Origin of the sequence: Kitasatospora sp. NPDC058218 (assembly GCF_042882445.1) — a bacterium.
Classification (GTDB): domain Bacteria; phylum Actinomycetota; class Actinomycetes; order Streptomycetales; family Streptomycetaceae; genus Kitasatospora.
The window spans coordinates 45,284-70,564 of record NZ_JBHVWC010000048.1 but is presented as its reverse complement, the minus strand read 5'-3'; the positions used below and the strand labels follow the sequence as shown (position 1 = coordinate 70,564).

At 72.9% G+C, this 25,281-nt stretch carries 18 protein-coding genes; 17 read left to right on the top strand and 1 reads right to left on the bottom strand.

Going from position 1 to position 25,281, the window contains the following annotated elements; all coding sequences use genetic code 11:
* Positions 1-511: 511 nt before the first annotated feature.
* The 3 genes from ACFVYI_RS28070 to ACFVYI_RS28060 all read left to right on the top strand — a co-directional run bounded on the left by ACFVYI_RS28070 (position 512) and on the right by ACFVYI_RS28060 (position 8,929).
* Positions 512-3,055, top strand: a complete 2,544-nt coding sequence (locus ACFVYI_RS28070) for a collagenase (protein WP_387890582.1) — start codon at positions 512-514, stop codon at positions 3,053-3,055.
* Between the two features lie 27 nt (positions 3,056-3,082).
* Positions 3,083-4,834: a reverse transcriptase domain-containing protein gene (locus tag ACFVYI_RS28065; protein WP_387890579.1), complete on the top strand. Its 1,752-nt coding sequence runs from the start codon at positions 3,083-3,085 to the stop codon at positions 4,832-4,834.
* 165 nt (positions 4,835-4,999) lie between these two features.
* Positions 5,000-8,929, top strand: coding sequence for a hypothetical protein (locus tag ACFVYI_RS28060; RefSeq protein ID WP_387890578.1), 3,930 nt, complete (start codon positions 5,000-5,002; stop codon positions 8,927-8,929).
* A gap of 260 nt (positions 8,930-9,189) precedes the next feature.
* Here ACFVYI_RS28060 and ACFVYI_RS28055 read toward each other — a convergent pair whose 3' ends face one another.
* Complete coding sequence (locus ACFVYI_RS28055; RefSeq protein ID WP_387890575.1) at positions 9,190-9,708, bottom strand: fatty acid desaturase; 519 nt, start codon at positions 9,706-9,708, stop codon at positions 9,190-9,192.
* Between ACFVYI_RS28055 and ACFVYI_RS28050 the strand changes: the two genes are divergently transcribed.
* The 14 genes from ACFVYI_RS28050 (at position 9,589) to ACFVYI_RS27985 (ending at position 25,218) form a co-directional block, all read left to right on the top strand.
* Positions 9,589-10,680, top strand: coding sequence for an amino acid--tRNA ligase-related protein (locus tag ACFVYI_RS28050; protein WP_387890573.1), 1,092 nt, complete (start codon positions 9,589-9,591; stop codon positions 10,678-10,680). The genes ACFVYI_RS28055 and ACFVYI_RS28050 overlap by 120 nt on opposite strands.
* 21 nt (positions 10,681-10,701) lie before the next feature.
* On the top strand, positions 10,702-11,823 hold the full coding sequence (locus ACFVYI_RS28045) for a hypothetical protein (RefSeq protein WP_387890572.1): 1,122 nt from the start codon (positions 10,702-10,704) through the stop codon (positions 11,821-11,823).
* A 95-nt stretch (positions 11,824-11,918) separates the two neighbouring features.
* Positions 11,919-12,503 carry an NUDIX domain-containing protein gene (locus ACFVYI_RS28040; protein ID WP_387890569.1) on the top strand — a complete coding sequence of 195 codons (585 nt, stop codon included), beginning with the start codon at positions 11,919-11,921 and terminating at the stop codon, positions 12,501-12,503.
* Positions 12,504-12,631: 128 nt separating this feature from the next.
* On the top strand, positions 12,632-13,255 hold the full coding sequence (locus ACFVYI_RS28035; RefSeq protein WP_387890566.1) for an NUDIX domain-containing protein: 624 nt from the start codon (positions 12,632-12,634) through the stop codon (positions 13,253-13,255).
* On the top strand, positions 13,252-14,421 hold the full coding sequence (locus tag ACFVYI_RS28030; protein ID WP_387890564.1) for a hypothetical protein: 1,170 nt from the start codon (positions 13,252-13,254) through the stop codon (positions 14,419-14,421). The genes ACFVYI_RS28035 and ACFVYI_RS28030 overlap by 4 nt, the downstream gene beginning before the upstream one ends.
* A 51-nt stretch (positions 14,422-14,472) precedes the next feature.
* Complete coding sequence (locus tag ACFVYI_RS28025; RefSeq protein ID WP_387890562.1) at positions 14,473-16,446, top strand: ATP-binding cassette domain-containing protein; 1,974 nt, start codon at positions 14,473-14,475, stop codon at positions 16,444-16,446.
* A 95-nt stretch (positions 16,447-16,541) separates the two neighbouring features.
* Complete coding sequence (locus ACFVYI_RS28020) at positions 16,542-17,015, top strand: GNAT family N-acetyltransferase (RefSeq protein ID WP_387890559.1); 474 nt, start codon at positions 16,542-16,544, stop codon at positions 17,013-17,015.
* A 76-nt stretch (positions 17,016-17,091) separates the two neighbouring features.
* Positions 17,092-17,241, top strand: coding sequence for a hypothetical protein (locus ACFVYI_RS28015; RefSeq protein WP_387890557.1), 150 nt, complete (start codon positions 17,092-17,094; stop codon positions 17,239-17,241).
* Between the two features lie 101 nt (positions 17,242-17,342).
* Entirely contained in the window at positions 17,343-18,266 is a 924-nt protein-coding gene (locus ACFVYI_RS28010) for a hypothetical protein (protein ID WP_387890555.1), read from the top strand.
* Complete coding sequence (locus tag ACFVYI_RS28005; RefSeq protein WP_387890554.1) at positions 18,263-19,627, top strand: NUDIX domain-containing protein; 1,365 nt, start codon at positions 18,263-18,265, stop codon at positions 19,625-19,627. Before ACFVYI_RS28010 ends, ACFVYI_RS28005 begins: the two co-directional genes overlap by 4 nt.
* Positions 19,628-19,629: 2 nt before the next feature.
* Positions 19,630-19,968 (top strand): nucleotide pyrophosphohydrolase, encoded by a 339-nt coding sequence (locus tag ACFVYI_RS28000; RefSeq protein WP_387890551.1) that lies wholly within the window; start codon positions 19,630-19,632, stop codon positions 19,966-19,968.
* Positions 19,965-21,905 carry a phosphotransferase gene (locus tag ACFVYI_RS27995; protein ID WP_387890548.1) on the top strand — a complete coding sequence of 647 codons (1,941 nt, stop codon included), beginning with the start codon at positions 19,965-19,967 and terminating at the stop codon, positions 21,903-21,905. Before ACFVYI_RS28000 ends, ACFVYI_RS27995 begins: the two co-directional genes overlap by 4 nt.
* A 26-nt stretch (positions 21,906-21,931) precedes the next feature.
* Complete coding sequence (gene fxlM, locus ACFVYI_RS27990; protein ID WP_387890546.1) at positions 21,932-24,271, top strand: methyltransferase, FxLD system; 2,340 nt, start codon at positions 21,932-21,934, stop codon at positions 24,269-24,271.
* A complete protein-coding gene (locus tag ACFVYI_RS27985; RefSeq protein ID WP_387890544.1) occupies positions 24,268-25,218 on the top strand; it encodes a glycosyltransferase family 2 protein in 951 nt (316 codons plus the stop codon). Before fxlM ends, ACFVYI_RS27985 begins: the two co-directional genes overlap by 4 nt.
* The last annotated feature ends 63 nt before the right edge of the window (positions 25,219-25,281 follow it).

The following is a 25,281-nucleotide window of genomic DNA, read 5'->3' as shown; positions in this document are numbered from 1 at the left end:
GGCGGTGAGTTGGGCTCCCGGGCCCGGTGGGTTTGCCCGGCCCCTGGGCTGCTCCGCCCGGTTGGACGCCCGGGCCCGCGTCTTCTCCGTGGCCGCGCCGGGTAGGGCCGGCGGATCCTGCTGGGGGAGTTCCGGTGGGCGGGCGCTGACGCGGAGCCAGGTGTCCGCACCGCCGGCCGGGCCCCTGGGCAGGGCGAGGGCGGGCGAACCGGTCCGTCCGGGGCGAGGGGTGGTGCCGGTCCTCGGCGCCCCGGACGCAGGAGTGTCCGAGTGTGGAGGCTCCGTCAGCCGGTCGCCCTCCCAGGGCTGCTGAGGAGGGGATGTAAGGGGCGCTGGGGCGAGAGCCTCTGACAATCGGTCACGTGAAAGATCTTCCCGGTGCTGTGTGATGTGTGCAATGGTATGCCATCCCCGCTGCTCGATGGCGTGCCGAGATCAGGCGTGCCCGCCGAGTGGTCCTCCTCCACCCGACCGCACCCCACACGGTCGTCGTAGGCCCGGAGACCCCCACATGAGTTCCGTCCGAATATCTGGGCTGTCGCGCTACGCGCGGCTGCTGCCCCTGGCGCTGGCGTCCTGTCTGGCGCTCGGCCTGTCCGCCCCGAGCAGTCAGGCCGCTCCCGCCCCGGCGCCGCCGGCGACGGCTGCCGCCTCCCTCGCCCCACAACCCGCGCCCGAGGCCGACCCCGACGCCCGCGAGGCCGAGCGCGGCACCGGGGCGACGGTGCCCGCGAGCGAGCGCGCCCCGTTCACCCCTGCGGCCGACCCGGCGCCGGGCACCCCGGTGTCCGCCAAGTCGTTCGGCGCGTCCGCCCAGGCGGCCGCCGCGGACTGCTCCGTCGGCGCCTTCACCAGCCGCACCGGCAGCGCACTGGTGCAGCAGATCAAGGCCGTCGACAGCGTCTGCATCAACGCCCTGTTCGACATCACCGGCACCAACGCCTCGTACGCCTTCCGCGAGTCGCAGATGGTGACGGTCGCCAACGCGCTGCGCGACAACGTCGCCTCCTATCCGGGCGACAACTCCACGTCCACCTACCAGCTGGTCATGTACCTGCGCGCCGGCTACTACGTCCAGTGGTACCACCCCACCGACGTCGGCACCTACGGCACCGGCCTGCGGACCGCGATCCGCGGCGCCCTGGACGGCTACTTCGCCAGTGCGCGCTCGCGCGACGTCACCACCACCAACGCGGCCATCCTCGGCCAGTCGATCACCCTGATCGACAGCGCCCAGGAGAACACCCGCTACCTCCCGGTGATCAAGCGCCTCCTCACCGACTACAACGCCGCGACCTACAACACCGTCAGCGGAATGCCCAGCGCGATCAACGGCATCTTCACCACCCTGTGGCGCGGCCACGAGGCCGCAGACTTCGCCGCCGCCGTCCAGGCCGACCCCAGTGTGCTCGACGCGCTGAACGGCTTCGTCTCCAGTAACACCGCACTGCTCGGCACCGACTACGGCTACCTCGTCTACAACGGCGCCCGCGAGCTCGGCCGGTTCCTCCAGCACGCACCCCTGCAGCCCAAGCTGCAGCCGCTGCTGAGCGGCCTCACCGCGCAGAGCGCCCCCAGCGGCCGCACCGCCCACCTGTGGGCGGCCGTCGCGGAGATGGTCGGCGCCTACGACGCGGCCGACGCCGCGCTGTACGGCACCGCGGACGGCGCCGCCCGCCTGCGCGCCGGCATCCTGACCACCACCCACACCTGCAGCCCGAGTATCCGCATCCTCGCCCAGCAGGTGACCCCCGACAACCTGGCCGCCGCCTGCGCGAGCCTGCTGGCCCAGGACGCGTACTTCCACGCCGTGGCCCGAGACAAGGGCCCGGTCGCGGGCGACCTCAACACCAGCATCGAGGTCGTGGTCTTCGACACCCGCTTCGACTACCAGGTGTTCGCCGCCACGATCTACGGCATCGACACCAACAACGGCGGCATGTACCTGGAGGGCAACCCCGCCACCACCGGCAACCAGCCCCGCTTCCTCGCCTACGAGAACCCCTCCGTCAAGCCCGACTTCCAGGTGTGGAACCTCAACCACGAGTACACCCACTACCTCGACGGCCGCTTCAACATGCACGGCGACTTCTACGCCGGCGTCTCCACCCCCACCATCTGGTGGGTCGAAGGCTTCGCCGAGTACGTCTCCTACTCCTACCTCGACCAGCCCTACACCGCCGCGATCGACGCGGCCAAGCTGCGCACCTACGCGCTCTCCACGCTCTTCGACACCACCTACCAGAACACCAACTCCGAGCGCACCTACCGCTGGGGCTACCTGGCCGTGCGCTACATGACGGAGAAGCACCGCCCCGACGTGGACGCCGTGCTCGCCAAGTACCGCGCGGGCGACTGGGCCGGTGCCCGCACCCTGCTCAAGACCACCATCGGCACCCGCTACGACGCCGACTTCAGGACCTGGCTGGCCGCCTGCGGGGCCGGCGCCTGCGCCACCACGCCTTCGCTGCCCGGCAACCAGGCCCCGGTGGCCGCCTTCGACACGACCGTCAGCGGTCTCACCGCCACCTTCGCCGACCGCTCCACCGACGACGACGGCACCGTGGCGAGCCGCAGTTGGAACTTCGGTGACGGCACCACGTCCACCGAGACCGCCCCGGTCAAGGCCTACAGCACGGCCGGCTCCTACACCGCCACCCTGACCGTCACCGACGACAAGGGCGCCACCGCCACCACCAGCCGGCAGGTCGACGTCGGCCTGCTGCCCCTGTGCGCCGGGAGCGACGTTCGCGTGCTCGGCCAGAACTGCCGCCGCGCCGGCCTGAGCGCCACCACCGGCAACATCTCCCACCACTACCTGAACGTCCCCGCCGGCACCAAGCAGCTGAAGATCACCACCACCGGCGGCACCGGCAACGCCGACCTGTACTACAACTCCCGCACCTGGACCGCCCCCGACGCCTACACCAGCAAGTCCGCCCAGGCCGGCAACACCGAGACCCTGACCATCGACAATCCGCCCGCCGGATACGTCTACTTCGGCCTCCACGCCCAGCAGGCCTTCACCGGAGCCAGCATCTCCGTGCAGTACTGAACGAACCCCGCCACACCAACACCCTGAATGAGTGGTGGGCCGCCCCGCACCGGGGCGGCCCACCCGCCTTCCCGGCCCGCGGCGGGGCTGGAAAGGCCACGTCCTCGATGCGGGCGGCGCCCGCCAGCACAGACGGCGGCGAGCAGTCCGGCGACGCCCGGTCGTTCCTCGACCGGTAGGCGCGGCCGCCAGCCGCAGTACTGCAACATCCCATTGCCGCAGCACCGCCTACCGCCGCCGGCAGGCCACCACCGCCCCGGCCGCAGCTGTCAGGACGCGATCGCGGCGATCTTCTGGACGGTGAAGGGCAAGGCCCCGAAGCGTCTGTGGGTCCTGGACACGGACCTGGCGGCGGCGTTCGACCGCATCGACCACGACCACCTGATGTCCTCCATCGGGCAGTTCCCCGCCAGGGGCCTGATCCGAGGATGGCTGAAGGCGGGCGTGATCGACCGCGGCCGGTTCGCACCGACCGAGGAGGGAACTCCTCAAGGAGGTGTGATCAGCCCCGTGCTGATGAACGTTGCTCTGCACGGACTGGAACGGGCCGCCGGGTGCCAGTACAGGGTGGCTCGCGCCGGGCGTGAGCCCGGCGCGGCACCGGGCACCCCGGTGCTGGTGAGGTATGCCGACGACTTCATCGTGCGCTGTCACGACGACGACGAAATGCACCAGGTCCGAGCCCGGCCGGCGGAATGGCTGGAGCCGAGGGGTCTTCGCTTCAACGAGGAGAAGACCAGGGCCGTCCATCTCGAAGAGGGGTTCGACATTCTCGGGTACACCGTTCGCCGCACGGGCGGAAAGCTGATCATCAAGCCGAGCACGGGGGTCTGCAAGAGGCTCCGGGCGCGCTTGCGGACCGAGGTGAAGGCCCTGCACGGGTCGAATGCTGAGGCCGTTCTGCACAGGCTGATCCCGATCGTTCGCGGTCGGGCGGCCTACTGCCGGGCGGTGGCGTCCACGACGACGTTCACGTCGCTGGATCACTACATGTGGCGGCTGACCTTCAGGTGGGTCAGGCGTCGTCACCGGAAGAAGTCGGGGCACTGGATTGTGGACCGGTACTTCGGCCAGTTTCACCCGTCCCGGCGAGACCGGTGGGTCTTCGGCGACCGCGACAGCGGCGCCTTCCTACCCAAGTGCGCCTGGACCGGCATCGTCCGTCATTACCCGGTCAAGGGCGGAGCGTCCCCGGACGACCCGGCCCTCGCCGAGTACGGGCGGGACCGCCGCCGACGGAAGGCGCCGCCGCCGATGGACAAGACAAGTCTCGTCCTGGCGGTCAGGCAGCAGGGGCTCTTTCCCCTCTGCAAGCAGCACCGGCAAACCGCCCGTCCGCGGTGTCCCGCGGGTGACCCAGCGGCCGTCGACGTCCCCGGGGAGCGAGGCCGGATGCAGGGACACCACCCTACCGCCGGGGACCCGTTCCGGACGGTGTACGCCCGAGTCGCTCACACTCGCAGTCGCTCCACTCGGCTCACGCACGCCCGGCCCGCCACTGGTCCGTGGACCCGCCGGGCAAGGAGTGCGGCCGCGACGGAACGCAGCGTTCTCTCGGGGCGTCGGTCGGCGCTTCCGGGGCGGCGGTGCGGAGCGTGGGGATCGCGCCGGTTCAGGGCGCGGGGAGCGCTCCGCACCGCCGCCCTGCCGTCTGCCCCCAGCCCGCGGGCAGGTGAGGCGAGCAACGCGGCAGACAACGGACAGGGTGCCACCGGAAAGGTCCGTTCGCCGTTGCCTCCGTGCACCCGCGCGTGGTCGAACTGCCGCACCGCTGGCTAGAATCCGCCTGCCCACGAACTCCAGTGATCATCACAGGAATCGGGGGCCTCAGACGAGGGGGGAACCATGAAACTGCTGCCATCGGGCAGCCGCACGCGACGGGGACGGAGAAGCGCGGGCCCTACCGCACCGGCCGCCCTGTTGTTCGCCGTTCTGGTCGCACTGGTGGGCCAGAGCAGTCCCGCCGCCGCCGCGGCGCCGCCGACAGCCACGGCGGCGCCACAAGCGAGCGCCGGCAGTAGCCCGACCGCTCCGGACCCGACCGCGCCCAGCCCGAGCACTCCGAACGCGGCACCCACCGAGGGCCCGACAGCCCGGCCGACGGTGGACCCGCAGGGCGAGGCCCAGGCCGCCGCCCGGGAGCTGAAACAGGCCGACCCGAGCGGCCAATGCCCGACGACCCTCACCGCCGGCGCGGTCGCGGCCTGCACTCTCGAACCCACGACGCCGGTGTCGTTCTCGTTCACGCCGCCCCAGGCCCCCGACCTGCTGTTCGTCCGGGTCCTCGCGACCTCGGGCTCGCTGAGCAGGACCCTGCTCGGGCCGGACGGCGCCGAGGTGGCCTGCGACAGGCTGAGCGACTCCCTGTACGGAGCGATGCTGCGCTGCGCCACGACGCAGGCGGGGGCCTACACACTCCGGGTCAGCGAGGAGTACCCCTTCCCGGTCGGCCTCTCGGTCTCGTACCGGACGCTCCTGTCGCCCGGTGCCTGCCGGACGGTGAGCGCCGACGACCTCTCACTCGCCGCACCGACCGTCTTCCACGGCTCGCTGCCGACCGGTTCCGCCGGCGACTGCCTCCTCGCCGCCGATCTCGCGGCCGGGGACCAGCTGCGCACCCACGTCACGAACTACCAGGTGACCCGGTCCGTCTACGACGCCGCGGGCCGGCAGGTCTGCTCCGGTACCAGCGGCTGGGACTCCTCCCGGCTGGACTGCACGATGGCCGGTCAGGCCCCCTTCCGGATCATGGCGCAGGACGGCTACGGCTCCGCGCAGACGTACGACCTCACCATGACGCGGCTCGCCAGCACGAAGGGCTGCGCGGTCGTGGAGCCGCAGGTCTTCGGCACCTCCCCGGACCCGAGCCCGGTCGCGCGCTGCCGCACGCTGCGCATCACCGAGCAGGCACCGTACTCCTTCGCGGCCTTCACCACCGACGGCCGCCGCCTCACCGGTGAGCTGTTCGCGCCCGACCGGAGCCGACTGAACGTCAGCTGCACGCCCGGGGCGAACTGCGAGCTGTCCCCCGGCGACTACACCTGGGTGGTCGACCCGGGCACCGCCACCGGCCAGGCCTTCGGCATGGTCCTCCGCTCGGACAAGGAGACCCGGGGCTGCACCGCGACCGGCGACACGGGAATGGTGTCCGGTCCCGTCGCCGGCACCTTCGGCACATCGGGTCAGGCCCCCTGTCTCATCCTGCCCACCGCCACCGGCACCGGCCTCTACCTGCTCAACCGCCCCCCCGGTGACGTGACCGGGGCCAACTTCACGGTGCTCGACGCGGTCGGCTCCAAGCAGTGCGAGAACCTCTTCGGGTACGGCTCCACGGTCTGCAAGCTGACCGGGACGGCGCCGTTCCGCGTCCTGCCGAACGGCGCGCCCGACCAGGCCTTCCAGCTGCTGGTACACCGCACCGGCGAGACGGCCGGCTGCACGACCTGGCCGCGCAGCGCCTTCGACGGCAGCTGGGGCACGGAGGTCACGACCACCCAGGCCCTGCCGCAGGCCTGCCTCGCTCTGCCCGTCGACCAGCACAGCACCGCCGAGAGCATCGACTACACGAACACCACCAACACGGGCGGAGCCTCGCTGAAGGTGGTCGACCCGCAGGGCAACGTGGTCTGCGAGGGCGCGGCCTTCAGCTGCGCCTTCAACGCCGGGGCGCCCTACACGATGCTGCTGGCCGGTGCCCGCGGTGAGACCTACAAGGTGGCCCGGCGGGACATCTCACCGACCGCGAACTGCCTCACCCCGAACGCCACCACGGTCGGCGGCCGGTCACTCCCACTGGACCTGAACGCGACGCTGGACGCCCGCTGCATCCGGCTCGACGCCGCCGCCACCGACAAGCTCTGGCTGAGCGCCCGGTCGACCGCCGGCCGGTACGACGCCACCGTGCAGCTCCAGGTGGCCGACGCCAGCGGCCGGACCGTCTGCGTGCAGTTCGGCTACTACTGCAAGGTCACCGGCTCGACCTCGTACACGCTGGTCGTGCTCGCGGCCGGCTACAAGGGCGCCCCGATCCACACCGACGTGGACACCTGGAAGGTCGGCACAGCGGCCGGGTGGGCACCGGAGTGCACCGCCCACCCGGTCTCGGTGGCGGGCTTCTCACTGCGCGGCGGGCTGCTCACGGAGTCCTCGCCGGCGTACTGCGCGGTGGTCGACATGCAGCCGTCGCAGGCCTTCAACGTCGCCGGAACGTCCTCCGCACCGTCGATGGAACAGCCGCTCCTGGACCTGCTGGGGCCACAGGCATGGGAGGAGTCCAACCCCAGCTACCGGTGCGACATCAACTACGGCGAGTTCGCCGGCCAGTGCCGGGCCAACCTGAGCGCCGCCGCCGGACAGGCCCTCCTCGTGGTCAGCCCCGGCAAGGCCGCGACGCCCGTCGAGTACAGCCTCCAGGGGACGTGCGACCGCGTCTCCTACACCTGCGGTGGTCAGCCGAACATCTTCGTGCTGAACTCGATCAGCCCCGCCACCGGCACCGCCGGGACGCAGGTACAGGTCACCGTGCGCGGGTACGGCCTCACTCTCGGCACCAAGCTCCGGCTGACCGGTGGCGGGGGCGGCTCCCAGTACCCCATGAAGCCGCTCTCGGTGAACCCGGGCGGGACGGAACTGCACGCCCTGGTCTCCACCGTAGCGCTCCAGCCGGGGACGTACGACGTGGTGCTGGACGGCGCCGGGAGCGGCGGGCCCACCCTGGCCAAAGCCTTCACGGTGACTCCCGCTCCGGCCCCGACCAAGGGCAGGTTCGTCCCGGTGCCGCCGTCACGGATCCTCAACACCGTACTCGGCGTCGGCGCGCCCGCCGGCCGGGTCGATCAGGGCGGCGTGGTGTCCCTGCAGGTCGCCGGTGCGGGCGGTGTCCCCGCCAACGGTGCGACGGCCGTCGTGATGAACGTGACGGCCGTCAACCCCACCCGCAACAGCGCCGTCTCGGTGTACCCGAGCGGCCAGGCGGTGCCGGACCTGCCGACCGTCAGCTTCGCGGCCGGCCAGAACGTCACCAACCTGGTGACGGTGCCGCTCTCCAACGGCAAGGTCGATCTGCGCAACGCCTGGGGCGCGGTCGACCTCGGGGTGGACGTCGCCGGGTACTACACCGACGGGGGCGCGGGCTCGCTGCTCAGCCCGGTCAACCCGACGCGGATCCTGAACACCGTCTCGGGTGTCGGCGCGCCCGCCGGTCGGGTCGGCTGGGGCGGCGTGGTGCCGCTGAAGGTGACCGGGGTCGCCGGCGTCCCGGCCGGCGGCGTGACGGCGGTCGTGATGAGCGTGACCGCCGTCAACCCCACCCGGACCGGGTACGTCACGGCGTACCCGCACGGCCAGGCGGTGCCCGACGCGTCGAACGTCAACTTCACCACCGGGCAGAACGTCTCCAACCTGGTGACCGTCCCGGTCGGAGCGGACGGCAAGGTCGACCTGTACAACCCGTGGGGCGAGGTGGACCTGGGGGTCGACATCGTCGGGTACTACGGCGACACGGGCGCGACCTTCTCGCCGTCCACTCTCGTGCGGCTGCTGGACACCCGTGACGGCACCGGCGCCCGCGCCGGCATTCTGGGCGGGGACGGCGACGTGGTCAGCCTGAAGGTGGCCGGGGTCGAGGGCGTGCCGCTGACCGGGGTGACCTCGGTACTGCTGAACGTCACCGTCGTGTGGCCGACCGACACGAGCTTCCTGACGGTCTACCCGCACGGGACGGGCCGCCCGGACGCCTCGAACATCAACTACCGGCCGGGAGAGGTGGTCTCCACGCTGGTGATGGTGCCCGTGGTGGACGGGCGCGTGTCCTTCGCCAACCAGTGGGGCAGCACCCACGTCGTCGCCGACCTGATCGGCTCCTTCTCGGCCTGACCCGTCGTGAAGTGCCCGCTGCCGCGCCGCCCGGACCTGTGGGCGGCGCGGCAGCGGCGCCTCCGGTCCGGCCCCAGGACGACGGGTGGGCCCTGCGGACGTCGGAGCTGCCCCAGGTGCCTGAACGCTTCCAAGGTCTCGGCCGTTGATTCGAGGTAGTGGTCCTCGCACCCGAAGTCCAGGCTGGGGAGAACGAAGACCGGCACCTGCTCCACACCCAGGTTGTCGAGGGACTGTTCCACCTGGTGGCGAAGGTGCGGCTAGGCGTAGGGGTGAGGAGCGCTACCGGCGGGACCCGCGAAGGCGGCCCACAGCACCGCGCGGGCGGCCGGCGCCCACCGGCTCTCCCGCGGACCGCGGGTCACCAGCGTGCGCAGCGCCGACGTCGGCAGCCGCCACCGCGCGGCCTTGACGATCACCCGCAGCACAAAGGCAGTCTTGTTCATCGGAGCATGGACGGTGTGAAGGCGCCCGGCCCGGTAGGACTGGAACATCGGATCGGCTCCGGTGCCCAGCTGCGCGTGGTGCACTCCGTGGGTGGCCCGGTAGGGCCCAAGCCCCTCGCCGAGCAGCCCGGTCAGCAGGTACCCCACCAGGCGGTTGCCGCGCGCGGTGACCAGCGGCTTCGCGTGGAAGCACTCGTGCGCCAGGTTCGAGATGTGCCGCTGACGCACCCCGATGTACAGCACCGCGAGCAGCGGCCCGACGACGTGCCCCACCAGGGAGCCGACGAGTGCCGCCACGGCGATCGCGCCGACATCCACCGCGACGTCCCGCACCCCGACGCTCGGAGCACCGCACAGGTTCTCCAGCTCGCCGATCAGCTCCGGCCCCAGCGCCTGCCGGACGGGACCGGACGCGCCGGTCGAGCACCGGGCCCCTCGGCGGTGCGCGCGGTCTTCTGCGCTTCGACGGCGTGCGGCTACCTTGAGGCTCTCCGAGAAGGGCGCTCCACCGAAACGGCGCCCGGGTTCGACAACTCCCGTGCCCTATTGCTGAGATGGGGGGAAGCGCGCATGTCCGCGCTGTCCGATCCCATCCGCACCGAGGCCCACGTGCTGCGCAGCCTGCGGGCCCTGCTGCATGACGAGGGCTTCACCGAGGTGGTCACCCCCGTCGCCCGCCGCGCCGACCTCGGACCCGGCCGCCGCGCGTCCGCCGGCCTCCACGACGGCCGGTACCCGCGCGCGATGATCGGCCCGGCGCTGCGCGTCAACGTGAACACCGACCTCCCGCAGGTGTACGAGATCGGCCCGTGCTTCCGGCCCGAGCCCCCGGATGCCCTCCACGCCGCCGAGTTCACGATGCTCGACCTGTACGCCGCCCATCTCGGCTTCGAGGACCTCATCGGCCTCGCCTGGCGCCTGGTCGGGCCGCACCTGCCCGCCTACGCCCCCGAGCGGCTCTCGATCGCCGACCATGTTCGCGAGCAGTTCGGGGGCGACCTGCGTACCGAGCCGATCGGCGACCTGCACCCGCGCATGGCCGCCCGGATCGGCGCCGCCGCGGGCGAGCCGTTCCGCGACGTCCTCGGCCGGTACATCGCCCGGGAGCTCGAGGCCGCGACCGCCGGCCGCGCGGTGTTTCTGACGGACTACCTGGCCGTCCTGCGCACCGCCTCCCCCTGTGACAGCACCCGCCACTCGCGGCTGCTGCTGCGCGCCACCGTCCGCCGGCCGACACGCCGCCCCTGTCCCTCTGACGGGGGAATCCCCGCCAAGCCGCCCACCAGCGGATCGACCCGGCACTAGGGTGGTCGAGTGAGTTCCCAAGTGCCCCTGAAAGAACGGGCATTGAGCCCGGAGCGGATCGCCCGGATCGGGCGCGAGATGAAGGCCGCCTGCCCCGGCTTCGACGACGCCTCCTTCACCGCCCAGGTGACCGCCGACCTGCCCCAGCTGGAACTCAAGGGCCGCATCGCCCGCACCGCCGATGCCCTGCACCAGCACCTCCCCGTGACCGGCCCGGACGCTCTCGCCACCCTGCTGCGCTCCCTGCCGCCCACCTCGGAGGCCGCCGGCGCGGACACAGACTTCGGCCTCTACATCTACGCCCCGCACTCCGCCTACGTCGCCGCCCACCACCTCCACCCGGACCAGCTCGACCAGGCCCTTGCCGCGCTCGCCACCCTCACCCCGTACTTCTCCGCCGAGGACGCCGTCCGCACCTTCCTCAACACCTACCCCGTGCAGACGCTGGCGGCGGCCGCCACGTGGGCCACCGCCGCCGACCACCGGGTGCGGCGCCTGGCCAGCGAGGCCACCCGCCCGCACCTGCCCTGGTCCGCTGGCACCGACCTGCCCGTCGACACCGCCCTCCCACTGCTCGACGTCCTCTACGCCGACAGCAGCCGCTTCGTAACCACCTCCGTCGCCAACCACCTGCGCGACATCGCCCGCACCCGGCCAGACCTCGTCCTCGCCACCTTGACCCGCTGGCGCACCGAAGGGCGCGCCACGGCCGCCGAACTCGCCTTCATCACCCGAGAGGCACTCAAGTCCCGGCTCAAGGCCGGCTGGGCACCTGCCTACACCCTCCTCGGCTACGACCCCCAAGCCGACGTCAGCGTCAGCCCGATCCGCCTGACCCGCACCGACCACCAGCTCGGTGACGGCCTCGCCTTCGAAGCCGACCTCACCGCCCCTACCGAAACTCCGGTGCACGTCATGTACGTCCTGACCCGCAGTGACCCCGGCACCGCGGCCCGGGAGAAGGTCGCCCACCTCACCCGGGCCACCGTCAAGGCAGGCGCACCACTGCACCTGGCCAAGACCCACCTCCTGAAGTCCACCGGCACCGCCGCCCTCGCACCGGGCAGCTACCACCTCGCACTCCAGGTCAACGGCCGCCGCCACCCCCCGGCGCTGCTCCGCATCGCCAACCGCCCGGCCTGAGCAGGACGGCTCTGCCGCACGCAGGCCCCGTGCGCACCGATCGCAGCACCACACCGTCGCCCGTTCGACCGGCCGATCCCGAGGAGCAGCCCGCAGTGATCCCCGCTCAACCCGACCACGACCGCCGCCGGCGGCTGCTCCAGGACCTCGCCGCCATCAGCCCCTGGGACTCGATGGAGACCCAGCACCTGAAGGAAACCACAGCGTGGATCTCCAGCGGGGCACCGCTGGACCGGACCGCGTTCGATGCGCCCGACCCGCACCTGGTCGCCTACTTCGTCGTCGCCGACCCTGACCGTGAAGAGCTCCTGCTGGGCCACCACATCAAGAGCGGCCTGCGTCTTCCGGCCGGCGGCCACGCTGAGCCTGGAGAAGCGCTCTGGCAGACGGTCGAACGTGAGGCGGCGGAAGAACTGCGGCTCCCGGCTGTCCCCTTCCTCGGCCAGAGCCCGTTCTTCGTCACCCGCACGCCGACAGTGGGTCCGCGCAGCCACACCGACGTGTCGTGCTGGTTCGTACTGCGCGCTCGCCGACAGGAGGTCGGCTGGTTCGACCCCGACGAGTACACCGCTGTCGAGTGGCTGCCCTGGCGGCAGGTCCTCGAAGAGCCCATCCATCAACTCGACCCGAACACGCACCGGTTCACACGCAAGCTCCTGGCCGCGGTGACGACCGGCTGACCGCGAAGGCTCCCGGCAGCGGGGGCCCGCGCAGCGGGACCGGCGGCCCGCGGATTGTGGCCCCCGCGTCGACGAGCAACCGAAGCGCCCCACCAGGCGCTCAACGTCCGAGAGAACGAGGTGAGGCAGTGACCGACCAGCAGATGGCGACGCCGGCGCGCTCAGTGCGGGAGGTGACCGCGAGTACCTTCCTGCTGCGCCGCGACGCGGGCCAATGGAGCGTGGGTCTGATCTGGCACGACCGGCTGGGCGGCCACATGCCGGCCGGCGGTCACGGCGAGGTCGGGGAGGGAGTCCACGACGCCGCTGTCCGCGAAGTCCTGGAGGAGACCGGCCACAGGGCCCGCCTGATCCCCGGGCCCACGGCGCCCGCCCCGGCCGGCTTCCCCCACCGTGCCGTTCCCGCTCCGTGGTGGATCTGCGAGGGAGGTGCGAGCCCCGACGGCCACACCAGCGCCCCGCACACCCACGTCGACCACATCTACCTGGCCCTCGTGGACACCGCGTCCGCGGCCGCTGAGCAGCGGGCCGACCACCAGCTCACCTGGTTCACCCACAGCCGCCTCACCACCGACCCGACCGTCTCCGAGGACAGCCGACTCCTCGCACTACAGCTCATGGCCTGGCTGGACGACGCCCCCGCCGACGTCGAGGACGACCCGGAGCAGCTCAGCGCCCACCTCGCACACCGGGCAACCACGGGACCCCTGCCGGCACAGCACAGCCAGACGTCGGAGGCGTACGGCCGGTGACCGAGAAGAGCACCGCCCCACTCGCCCTCGGTTCGCTCTCCGCTGCCCGATCCGCCTTCGCCGACGCGCTCGCCCTGGAGCCCGGCGTCCACGATCCCGTGATCGTCGCGGCGATGGCCGGCGTGCCGCGGCACCTGCTGATGCCACGCCTGTTCGCGCCGCTCGGCAGTGAGCGTCCCGTCCGGCGCTGGCGACTCGTCGACCTCCAGGACGACCCCGAGCGGCACCTTGCTGTCTGCTACGGGATGGACCAGGTCGTGGTGCAGCTCGACTGCCGCCCGCTGGGCCTGTACGTGGTCGGAAGCGACTGCACCGGTATCCCGACCGGGCAGAGTTCGGGCGCCGGGCTGCTGGCCGTCACCCTCCAGGACGTCCGTCTCGGGCCGGGCGACCGGCTTCTGGAGATCGGCGCTTGCACCGGCTACCTGAGTGCGGTCGCCGCCGAGCTGACGGGACGGCAGGCGACCGGGGTGGAGATCGACCGGGAGCTGGCCCGCGACGCCGCACCGCGCCTGGCCGCGATCAGCGCCGGGGTGCGGCTCGTGGTCCGTGACGGGCTGCGCGGACTGCCCGAAGGCCCATGGGACGCGATCACCGCCTCGTTCGCCGTCCGGCGCGTCCCCGCCGCCTGGCTGCACCACCTCGCCCCGGGCGGCCGGCTGCGCACCACCATCACCACCGGTGCGCCCGGCTGGCACGCCACCGCCCTCGTCCACCGCGACGAGGCGGGAACGTTGTCCGGGCGGCTCGCCTCAGAGCTGTGGGGACATGTACCGGACCGGGCCCGCGGGTGGATCCCGGTGCCGGCCGTACCAGCCGGGAGCGGCCGAAGCCGTTCCGCCGTGCTGGTGCCGCCCACGGCGGCCGAGCGTGGATTCTGGGTCGCGCTCGCGCACGCCCTGCCCGGGGTGCGGCGGCACTGGGACGCTCCCGGCTTCGACGACAAGGTGGTGCTGGTTGCCGCGGACGGGTCACGGGCGGCCGTCACGAGGGACGGCTCGCGCGCCACCGAGTGGGGGCCGCGGAACCTGTGGCTGGAGGCCGAGGAGATCCACGCGCGCTGGGCGGCAGCCGGCAACCCGGCCGAGTACCGGCTGGAGTTCGCCGACGGCGTCCAACGGGCGGTCGGCGGGCCGGGGCTGAGCTGGGAACTGCCGATGCCCTGAGCCCTCGTGGATCATGACCGGCCAGCTCCTCTACGACGCATCGGAGTGCAGATGACCGACCGCACCACCGTCCCCGCCCCGCGCACCGCGCTGCCCGCGCCGCCGGCCTCCGCCGCGTCCGCGCCTGAGAGCGGGGACCTCACGGGGCACGTCAGCCAGGGGTACTGGGAGACCTTCGAAGGGCAGGCGTCCCGCACGGGAGTGCTGACCATTCTTCGTTCCCTGCCGGCGATCGTGCGGCAGGTGTGGGTCACGGCCTGGCGGGCCGACCCGCGCGCGGCGGTGCTCGTCGCCGCGCTCCAACTGGTCTCCGCCGCGCTCGCCTCGGCCGGCCTCCTCGCGTCCGTCAACGTCTTGCAACGGGTCTTCGCCGACGGGGCGAGCGGGACGCGGATCCGCGCAGCGCTGCCGGCCCTGGCGGTGGTGGCCGTCCTGCTGCTGGCACGCGGGCTGATGGACACCGGCATCGCGCACTGGCAGGCCCGCCTCGGGCCCCGGGTACGCCAGGAACTCGAGGCGCGACTGCTGGCCCTGACCAGCCACGTGGGCCTGGACGTGGTGGACGACCCTGGGTGGGCCGACGACGTGCGGCGCGCCTACGACCGGGGCCTGTACTTCGCCAAGGAGTCGGTCGGCAAGACGATCGAGCTCGTCTCGGCACTGCTCGCCCTGGCCGGCGCCGCCGGTGTGCTGGGGGTCCTGCACCCGCTCCTGCTCGTCCTGCTGCTCGCCGCGGTGCTGCCCAAGGGGGCCGCGTCGGTCACCTCGGTGCGCAAGGGCTACCTCTCGGCGGTCCGGCAGAGCAGCCTGCGCCGCCGCATCCTGCACTTCTCGTGGGTGCTGTACGAACGCGACACCGCGGCCGAGCTGCGGACCTCCACCGCCCAGGGCGCGCTGCTGGCCGAGCACGAGGCGCTCGCGACCCGGATCAGTGAGGAAGAGGTCGCCCTGGGCGCCGAGCAGGCCCGCACCGCGCTGGTCGGGCGGGCGCTCGGCGGGGTCGGCCTGTTCGCCACCTACGCGGTGCTGGCGTGGATGCTGGGCGCCGGTTGGCTGCCGCTCGCGGCCGGCGGCGGCGCCTACTTCGCCATCCAGGCCAGCCAGAGCGCGCTGATGCGGGTCGTCATCGCCGCCCACCAGGTGTTCGAGAACAGCCTGTGGGTGCGGGATCTGGCGGACTTCCAGGAGGCATGCCGGCGTCGGCTGCCGCGTACCACCGGGTGCCCGGCGCCGGCCGCGGTCAAGGAGATCACCGTCACCGACGTCGCGTTCTCCTACCCGCAGGGCAAGCAGGCCCTGCGCGGCGTGAGCTTCACCCTGCGAGCTGGACAGAAGGTCGCCTTCGTGGGCCGCAACGGGTCGGGGAAGTCGACGATGTCCCGGATCCTGGCCGGGTTGTACGAGCCCTCCTCCGGCAGCGTGCACTGGGACGGAGTGAGCGCGGGCGACTACGACAGCGAGAGCATCCAGGGCCGGGTCGCCCTCGTGCTCCAGGACCCCGGGCACTGGCCGCTCACCGCCCTGGCCAACGTCACCATCGGGGCGGGCACCATCAGCTCTGCCGAGCCCGAACGCGCGCTGCGCGCGGTGCGCGCCTCCGGCGCCGACCAGGTGATCGAAGGACTCGACCACGGCTGGATGACCATCCTGAGCCCGCAGTTCGAGGGCGGCGCGGAGCTGTCCGACGGCAACTGGAGCAAGATCGCGTGCGCCCGCGGCCTCTACCAGAACGCCCCCGTGCTGATCATGGACGAGCCGACCGCCAGCATGGACCCCCTCGCCGAGCACCAGCTCTTCCAGGCCGTCCTGGACGACTACGCCGGCCCGGACACCATCACCGTCCTTGTCTCCCACCGCCTGGGCCCCGCCGTCGCCTGCGACCTCGTCCTCGTCTTCGACGAGGGCCGCATCGCGGAGTCCGGCACCCACCACGAACTCATGGCCCTCGGCGGCATCTACGCGGCCATGTTCGAGACCCAGGCCGCCGCCTACCGCACCGGCGCTGAACCGGGGCACACCGCCTGACGGCGCCGACACCCCTACCGGCCAGCCGTACACCGAGCTGGGCTGCTGACCGAGGCCCCGCCAGGCCCACGCCGCCCCAGGAGAGGATCCGCCCCGTGAAGCACACCCCGCGCAGCCCGCGCCAAGCCCTGCCCTCGGACGCCGCCGAGCTCACCCGGCTGCGCCTGGTGATGCTCCACTCCGCCGGCGTCGTTCCGCCGGAGCCCTGGCGCCTTGAGTGCGAGCGGTGGTTCGCCGACCGCCTCGCGGACGACCAGCGATTCGCCGCGTTCGTCATCGACAACGGCGCGGGACGGCTGGTGTCCTGCGCCGTCGGCCAGTACACCGACCGCATGCCCCGGCCTGGTCAAGGCCCGCACGTCGGGCACATCGCCTCCGTCGCCACCGACCCCGACCACCGCCGCCAGGGCCACGCCCGGCTCGTCGTCGTAGCCGTGCACGACTGGCTCGCCGCCAGCGGCTGCAGCCAGATCAACCTCACAGCCTCCCCGGAGGCCGAGCACCTCTACCGCTCCCTCAGCTACGCCGACGTGGCGGGCCCGGCCCCGATGACTTGGAGCGCCCCGTGACCAGGGCCGATCAGCACCCGCCGTTCGACCTGATCGTCGACGCCGCGGCCGCCGGAATCCAGCGCCCGCCGCCTCGGTGCTGGTCGTCAACCGCCGCGGTGAGCTGCTGCTCGTGCGCCGCGCGGCCCAGCTCGAGCCCTACTCCGGCTACCAGTCCCTGCCTGCCTACCTCGCCGGCATCCCGGCCGCCCCGATGTGGGCCGACCTGATCCGGGACGGCCGGTGACGGCGCCCTGATCGAGGACTCCGTGTTCACCGTCAGGCTCGCCCGCCGCCCCTGACCGCTCACCCGCCCTTCACAGCGACAACTCTTCCTGGAGGAGCGCCATGCTCAGCAGTGCACCGGAGATCAGGACAGCGGCCCGGGCCGGCAACCCGCTCGTCGCGACGGAGGACCGCTTCCGGGTCCTGCGCCGCAAGGGCCTGATCATCGTGCTCGACGGGGTCACGACCGTCGCCTTGGGCGCCGATGCGCTCGGCGGCACGTACGCGGATGTGCTCGCCGACGCGATCGCGGACCTGGCCGCCGACCTGACGACCGATCTGCGGACGGCGCCGGCAGCCGCCATCGCCCGGACCGCGGTGGAGCTCGGGCTCGGCACCGAGACCGTCCCGGGCCGATCCCCGCAGGCGACGGTGGCGGTCCGCCGCTTCAACGGTGACCTGGCCGAGGCGGCCGTCATCGGCGATTCCCCCGTGATCGCCATCGGCACCGACGGCATCGCGCGCGTCCTTGCGGACAACCGCCTGGGCGGCCTCGTCAAGGACTGGCCCGATCGTGTCGAGCAGTGGGGTCGGCTCGGCTCCGGCGAGGGCAAGATCGGCGACGAGCGCCACAAGGCGCTGATGCGGGCGATCATGCGAGACCTCCGCGACGAGGTCGACCGGCCGGGCGGCTACTGGATCGCCGGGGCCGACCCGCGGGCCGGCCACGAGGCCATCGTCGAGACCTGGCGGCTGGTCGACCTGAAGACGCTCGTGATCGCCACCGACGGGACCTCCGCAGAGGGGGACGAGTACGGCCTCATGCCGTGCCCGACGTCGATGCCCCGTGCCGCGCCGAGGGCCCGGCCGCCTTCCTCGAACTGGTCGAGAAGGCCGAGGCCGGCGACCCGCTCGGGCACCAGTGGCCGAGGGCGAAGCCCTCCGACGACAAGGTCCTCATCCACGCGGCCTGCTGACCGGGGTTCGGACTCCGCCGGGCCCCGCGCGGGCCGGAACACCACTTACCCGAGAGGACACGCACCTTGATCGACTTTGACACTCTGCTCCGCCAGGCCCACGAAGAAGGCGTCGAGAAGTTCGCCGCCGGCGTCGTCACCTTCGACGAGGACGGCCGCACCCTGCTGATGCGCCGAAACCCCGACGACGTCCTGCCCGGGATCTGGGACTACCCCGGCGGCGGCCTGGAAGCCGGCGAGAACCCGCACACCGGAGCGCTCCGCGAGCTGCTGGAAGAGACCGGCATCCGCCCCGAGACCATCGCCTACGCCCGCCCCCTCGACTTCACCAACACCCGTGGCCGGCGCGTCCGCCAGTTCGTCTTCGCCACGACCGTGCCCACCGGCACACCGGTCGCCCTCTCCGAGCACGACAAGTCCGGCTGGTTCGACCTCGACGACCTCCCCGACACCAGCGACGGCTTCCGCGAGGTGCTGGGCTACTTCCGGCAACACCGGGCGACCCCCGGCTGGCGGCCGGTCGGCCAGTACGTGCAGGACATCGCGGTGTCCACCATGTACGCCTCGTTCTACGTCCTCGACCCCGACGGGAACCCGCTGTGCCTGCGCTCGGCGCTCCACCCCGACACCTGGCAGTTCCCGGGCGGCGACGTGGACCCCGGGCAGTCCCCGCTCGACGCCGCGCTGCGCGAGTTCCACGAGGAGCTGGGCCTGGACCTGCGGGTGGAGAACCCGGACCTCGTGGACCACCCGCGCCTGCTCGCCCTCGCCCATGTGGAGCCCACCGCGCACTGGCCCGTCGCCAAGACCGGCCACTACTTCTGGGGCGGCACCCTGACCCCCGAGCAGATGACCCGGCTCCGGCTGTCCGCCGAGCACACCGAGTGGCGCAGCGCCCCGGTGCGCGGCTGGAAGGAGGTGATGTGCGACCGCGACTTCAAGCGGCTGATGGTCGTCGACCGCGCCCGGCGCTCCGGCATCACCGTCTACCAGGAGCGCACCACGGCCCGTCAGCTCGACCGCCACGGAGCGGACCGCGACTTCGAGGGCATCGTCGTCTTCGTCACCACCCCGGACGGCCGGCTGTTGATGAACCTTCGTGACGACATCGACAGCATCGCCTGGCCCGGGCACTGGACTCCGGTCGGTGGCTGGCGCGAGGGCATCGAGACGGCGTTCGAGACCGCGGCGCGTGAGGTGACCGAGGAGACCGGAGTCACCGTGCGCGACCTGCGGGTCGTCCCCGGGCCCCGGCACGAGGACGTGTCCCACCACACCGTGGTCCTGCACGGCACCTGCGAGGGCGACGACAGCGCCCTCGTCCTCGGCGAGGGCCAGGCCAACCGGTTCGTCCCGATCGGCGAGATCGACAAGCTGGCCGGCCCCGTCCCGTCGTACGTCAGCCACTACCTCCAGCTGATCGGAGGCTGAGCGTGGACCTCAGCGAGATCACCAGGCGGGCCGTGCGCGTCCACGGCCTCTACGACGACCTCAACCTGGCCAAGCACGGCCGCACCTGGGCCCGGCACGACTTCGTCCTCGGCTTCGTCGGCGACGTCGGGGACCTCGCCAAACTCACCCAGGCCGCCGACGGTGTCCGGCCCGCGCCCCCGGGCGGCCGCGACCTCGGGCACGAGCTGGCGGACTGCCTGTGGTCCGTCGTCGTGATCGCCGCGCTCTACGACGTCGACCTCGAAGCGGCCTTCACCACGACCATGCGGCAGCTGGAGAAGTCCATCACCACCGATCTGGAGCGGGGGGCGGCACGGTGAGGCGGGTCGAGTTCGACGAGCAGGCGTACGCACAGCGGTCCCGGACCGGGCCGTGCTTCATCTGCCGGATGCTGGCCGGCGACCCGGAGTTCCAGCACGAGATCGTCTACCGCGACGAGCGCCACGTGGCTTTCCTCGACCGGTACCCGACCCTGCTCGGCAAACTGCTCATCGCCCCGGTCCGGCACCGCGAGGACGTGATCGGCGACTTCACCGGCGAGGAGTCCGCCGAGCTCTGGCAGGTCGTCCACCGCGCCGGAGCGGCACTGCGGCAGGTCGTGCCGACCGAGCGGATCTACGTGCAGAGCCTCGGCTCGAACAGCGGCAACGCCCACGTCCACATCCACGTCGCCGCGCTGCCGCCCGGCGTGCCGTACGAGCAGCAGCAGACGGCTGCCCTGCTGTGGGAGAGCGCCGGGCTGCTCGCGGTGCCGGCCGAGGAGACCGCACGGATCGCCGGGCAGCTGCGGGCCCACCTCGCGCCAGGACCGGAGCAGCACACCGGTTCCCCCGTCGAGGAGAGCGCCGCCCCGGTGCCCGCGGACCAGGGCGCGGTCGCACCGCCGCGCCACCAGGAGCCTGTCGACGTCCACCTCATCCTGCGCCGGGACGGCGCCGCCGGTGCCGGGGTGCTGCTCTCCCGCCGCGCCGGTCGGGTCTACGCCGCGGGCCTGTGGCACCTCCCGAGCGGGCACCTCGACGGACCGCACGAGGACGCCGTCCAGGCGCTGATCCGCGAAGCGAAGGAGGAGACCGGCGTCGACATCGACCCGGCCGACGTCCGGCACGCCGTCACCGTGCACCACCGAAGCCCCGGCGGCGGAGCGCGCGTCGGGGTCCTGTTCGAGGTCCGGCGCTGGAGCGGCGATCCCCGCATCATGGAGCCGGCCGTGTGCGACGCGATGGGCTGGTATCCGCTCAGCTCCCTGCCGTCCCCGATGGTGGCCTACTGCCGGGCCGGACTCGACGCCTACCTGGCTGGCCGGCAATTCGCCGTCCACTTCCAGCAGCCCGGCGACCCGATCGCCTACGACCCCGAGGCGGACCGCCTCCACCCGGTGCTCTCCGCAGGCGCGGCGGACGCCGCACCCGAGCGGCGTGTGCGCGAGTTCACCGAGCAGGCGATCGGGCGCATCGGAGCCTGGACGGACACCTCCTGGCCGCGGGAAGGCAGCCGCGTCTGGCGGGCCGGCGGCACCGGCGGCGGCGACTGGTTCGTCAAGATCCACCAGAACGGCCGCTTCCACGACCGCGAAGTCGAGGCCTACCGGACCTGGGTACCGGCCCTGGGCGCTGCCGCGCCCCGCCTGGTGGCCACCGACCCGGACCTTCGGGCCGTCATCCTCACCGCGGTGCCCGGCCGCTCCCTCCACGGCGCCGTCCACCCGCCCGAGGAGCAGCGGCACATCTTCCACCGCATCGGACAGCTCGCGGCCGCCATCCACCACAGCGCCCCAGTACGGCCGGGCGGCGGGGCGCCGGCAGCGCCGGTGAAGCTGGAGCGGCACCTGGCCGGCGCCCGCGACCTGCTGGCGCCCGGCGACGAGGACTACATCCGCGCCATCGCCAAGAGCGCCGAACAGCTCCCTGCGCTCGACCTGGTGCCCACCCACGGCGACTTCCAGCTCCGCAACCTGCGATGGGACGCGGACACCGGCACCCTGTACGTGATCGACTTCGAGCGAGCCGAACGGGGCCCGGCCGTACGGGACTTCGTGCGCATGTCCGACGCCTGGACCAGCCGCCCGGACCTCCACGAGGCAGTGATGGCCGGCTACGGCAGGCACCTCTCGCAGGCCGAGGAGCAGCACCTGGCCGTCCACGCCGTCCTGGACGCCGTCTCCGGGATCCAGTACGGGGCCGCCAACCACGATCCCGAACTGGTGGAGCGCGGCCGCCGCACCCTGGCCCGCCTGCGCACCACCCACCGAGCGTGAGGACACCAACCGTGAGGAGCAGCACTGTGCGAACCGTCCCGGCCGACCCCTGGGAGCAGCTGTACAGCGACGGCACCGAGTTCAGTCCGCTCGGGGAGGACGAGCGGGCGCTGCTCGCCGAGCACGCACCCGCCCCCGACGGCGGCCGGGCTCTCGACATCGGCTGCGGCACCGGCGAGTTGGCCGCGCACCTGGCCGCCGCCGGCTTCCAGGTCGACGCGGTCGACCTCGCCGAGGCCGCGCTGGAGCGCGCCCGCACGGCCCACCCGGACGCCGCCGGGGTGCGGTGGCTGCGCCTGGACATCGAGCACGACGACCCCGCCCCGCTCGGCGATGACTCCTACGATCTGATCACTTTCCGCCTCTCGGTGGCGTTCGTCGCGAGCAGGACCAACCTGCTGCACGCGCTCGGGCGGCGGCTCAGCCCCGGCGGCACCGTGGTGATCACCACGCCGCTCGCCGCCTCCACGCCCGCCGACAAGCGCCGCATCGCCCTCGACGAGGACGAGATCGCCGCCCTCACGTCCGGCTGGACGGACGTGAAGCGGATCGACGCCGGCGACCTGGCCGTGCTGGTGCTGCGCGGCCCGTGCGCGGACACCGTCGCGACGGAGCGCACGGTGCCGGCGACCGGCAACGTCGCGGTCGCCGGCTCCCTGGCCGTCGTCACCAACGACCGCGGCCAGGTGCTGCTCGGCTGGTCCGCCCGGGGCATGTGGGAGCTGCCCGGCGGCAAGATCGAGGGCCCGGAGCCGCTGGAGGCCACCGCGGTGCGCGAACTCGCCGAGGAGACCGGCCTGCTGGCAGAGGACGCCACCGTGCTGGCCATCCTCACCGACGCCGCCCAGGGAGTGCCAAGGCTGACCGCCGTCACCCGGGTCACCGCGTTCACCGGAACTCCCGCCATGCTGGAGCCGCACAAGTTCACGCGGTGGGAGTGGTTCGACACGACCTCGCTGGCGTGCCTGGGCCCGGTGTTCGCACCCGGCGCACAGGTCCTGGAGGCCACCTGGCCGGGCTCGGTGCCCGGCCTGCCGCCGGTCACCTTCTACCCGCACGACACCGCCCACCCGGCCGCGCCCGGCGAGAGCCCGGAAGCCGCCCGCCGCCGCACCGAGATGACCGACCGCGTCGCCGCCGCCAACCCCTCCCTGCCGGCCGACATCCTCGACGCGCTGCGCACGGTGCCCCGGCACCGTTTCACGCCGGAGCAGGACCTGGCGAGCGCCTACGACGACGACCTGGCCGTCGTCACCCGGCGGGACGAGACTGGGCGGGCGACCAGCTCGGTGTCGGCGCCGTGGCTGCAGGCCGGCATGGCCGCCAAGCTCCGGCTGGAGCCCGGCGCGACCGTGCTCGAAGTCGGCTCCGGCGGCTACAACGCGGAGCTGCTCGCGCACGTCGTCGGCGAGGGCGGCCGGGTGGTCACCGTGGACATCGACGAGTACGTCGTGCGCCGCACCCGGCGGTTCACCGCGGAGGCCGGCAGCGGCCGGGTCCTGGCCCTGCGGGGCGACGGAGCGCTCGGCGCTCCCGCGCGGCACGTGCCCCGCGGCGGGTTCGACGGTTGCGTGATCACCCACAACGTCTGGGAGATCGCTCCTGCCTGGCGGCAGCAACTCCGAGAGGGAGCCACCCTCGTGGTGCCGCTGGAGATCCACGGCTACACCCGGGCGATCGCCCTCCAGCGGCGCGGTGACGTGCTGCACGCGACGGGGTGGACGTACTGCGGGTTCGTCCGCGACCTCGGGCAGAACGGCCGCACCACCCCGGCCGTTCGCCTGGCCGGCGGTGAGCTGCGGCTGCGCTTCGAGGACGGCCCGGCCGGCGACACCACGGGGCTGGAGGAGGCGCTGCGCGGCCCGCGGCACGAGGCGCTCACCGGCGTGACCATCGCGGGCGGGGAGTCCTTCGAGACGCTGCAGCTCTACCTGGCCAGCACGGTGCCGGGCTTCTGCCGCCTCGCCGGCGACCGGGACACGGACACCGGGATCACGGCCTTCGCCCGAAGCGAGAACGCGGCCGCCCTGCTCGGTGACGGCAGCCTTGCCTACCTCACCTACGTCTGGGTGAAAGACGGCGAGACACCGGCCGAGCGGCGGGCCGAGTTCGTCGCCCATGCCTTCGGCGAGAGCGGCCCGGCCCTCGCCGACCGGCTCGCCGCAGCGGTGCGTCGGTGGGACGAGCACGCGCGCGGCCACGGCTACCCCCGGATGACCGTCCACCCCGCCGCGACCCCGGACAGCGATCTTCCGGCCGGCCACGTCGTCGACAAGGTGCTCAGCCGGTTGGTCTTCCAATGGGCCGGGCCTGACGAACCCGTCGTCGCGGCGGCCGGCGAGCTTGTCACGAGGAGCGCGGGATGACCGGCACCCGGCGCCCGGCGGCGCCCCTCGCGACTACCGACCCGGCACAAGGGCAGGACCGGGTCCAGCGTCCGGTCGTCGGTGTCGTCCTGCTGACCATGAACGACCGCCCCGAGGAGGAGCGCGCCTCGCAGGCCACGCTCCTGGCCCAACGCGGAGTCGAGATGCGGATCTGCGTCGTCGGCAACGGCTGCACACCGGACGTCGTCCCGGCGGGCGCCCTGACCGTCGTCCTGCCCGAGAACCTCGGCATCCCCGGCGGCCGCAACGAGGGAGCCCGCGCCCTCGCCGAGCTCGACCTGCCCCCCGATTACCTGTTCTTCCTGGACAACGACGCCTCCTTCCCTGGGCCCAACGTCCTCGCCCGGCTCGTCGCCGAGGCCGGGCAGCACCCCGAAGCCGGCTATGTGCAGCCGCGCCTGACGGGCCCGGACGACACCACCACCCCGCGACGCTGGGTGCCCCGACTGCGGGCCGGCGACCCGGGCCGTCCCGGCACGGTCACGTCCATGACCGAGGGCGTCGTCCTCGTCCGCCGCACCGTCTTCGACCAGGTCGGCGGGTGGTGCGCGGGCCTGTTCCTGTACCACGAGGGGTTCGACATCTCGTACCGGATCTGGGCCCGGGGCTTCACCGGCTGGTACGCGGCCGGGCTCCGGATGCACCACCCGCTCAGCAGTCCGTCCCGGCACGCCCTCTTCCACCGCCTGGCCGCCCGCAACCGCGTGTGGGTGGCCTACCGCAACCTGCCCGCCCCGCTGATCCCTGTGTACCTGGCGGTGTGGACCGCCGCCACCGCGGTGCGGGCCATCCGCGGCGGCGGCGCCCGCGAGTCCTGGCGGGGCTTTCGCGAGGGATGGGCCGGCCGACACGACCAGGACCGGCGGCCAATCAGCTGGCGCACCGCGTGGCGCCTGACCGCCGCCGGACGCCCGCCCGTCCTGTAACCCCGCCCCGCCCCGCACCAGCGCCCGGCCCGCCACCGGCGGTCGACACCACCGCTGCTCCAG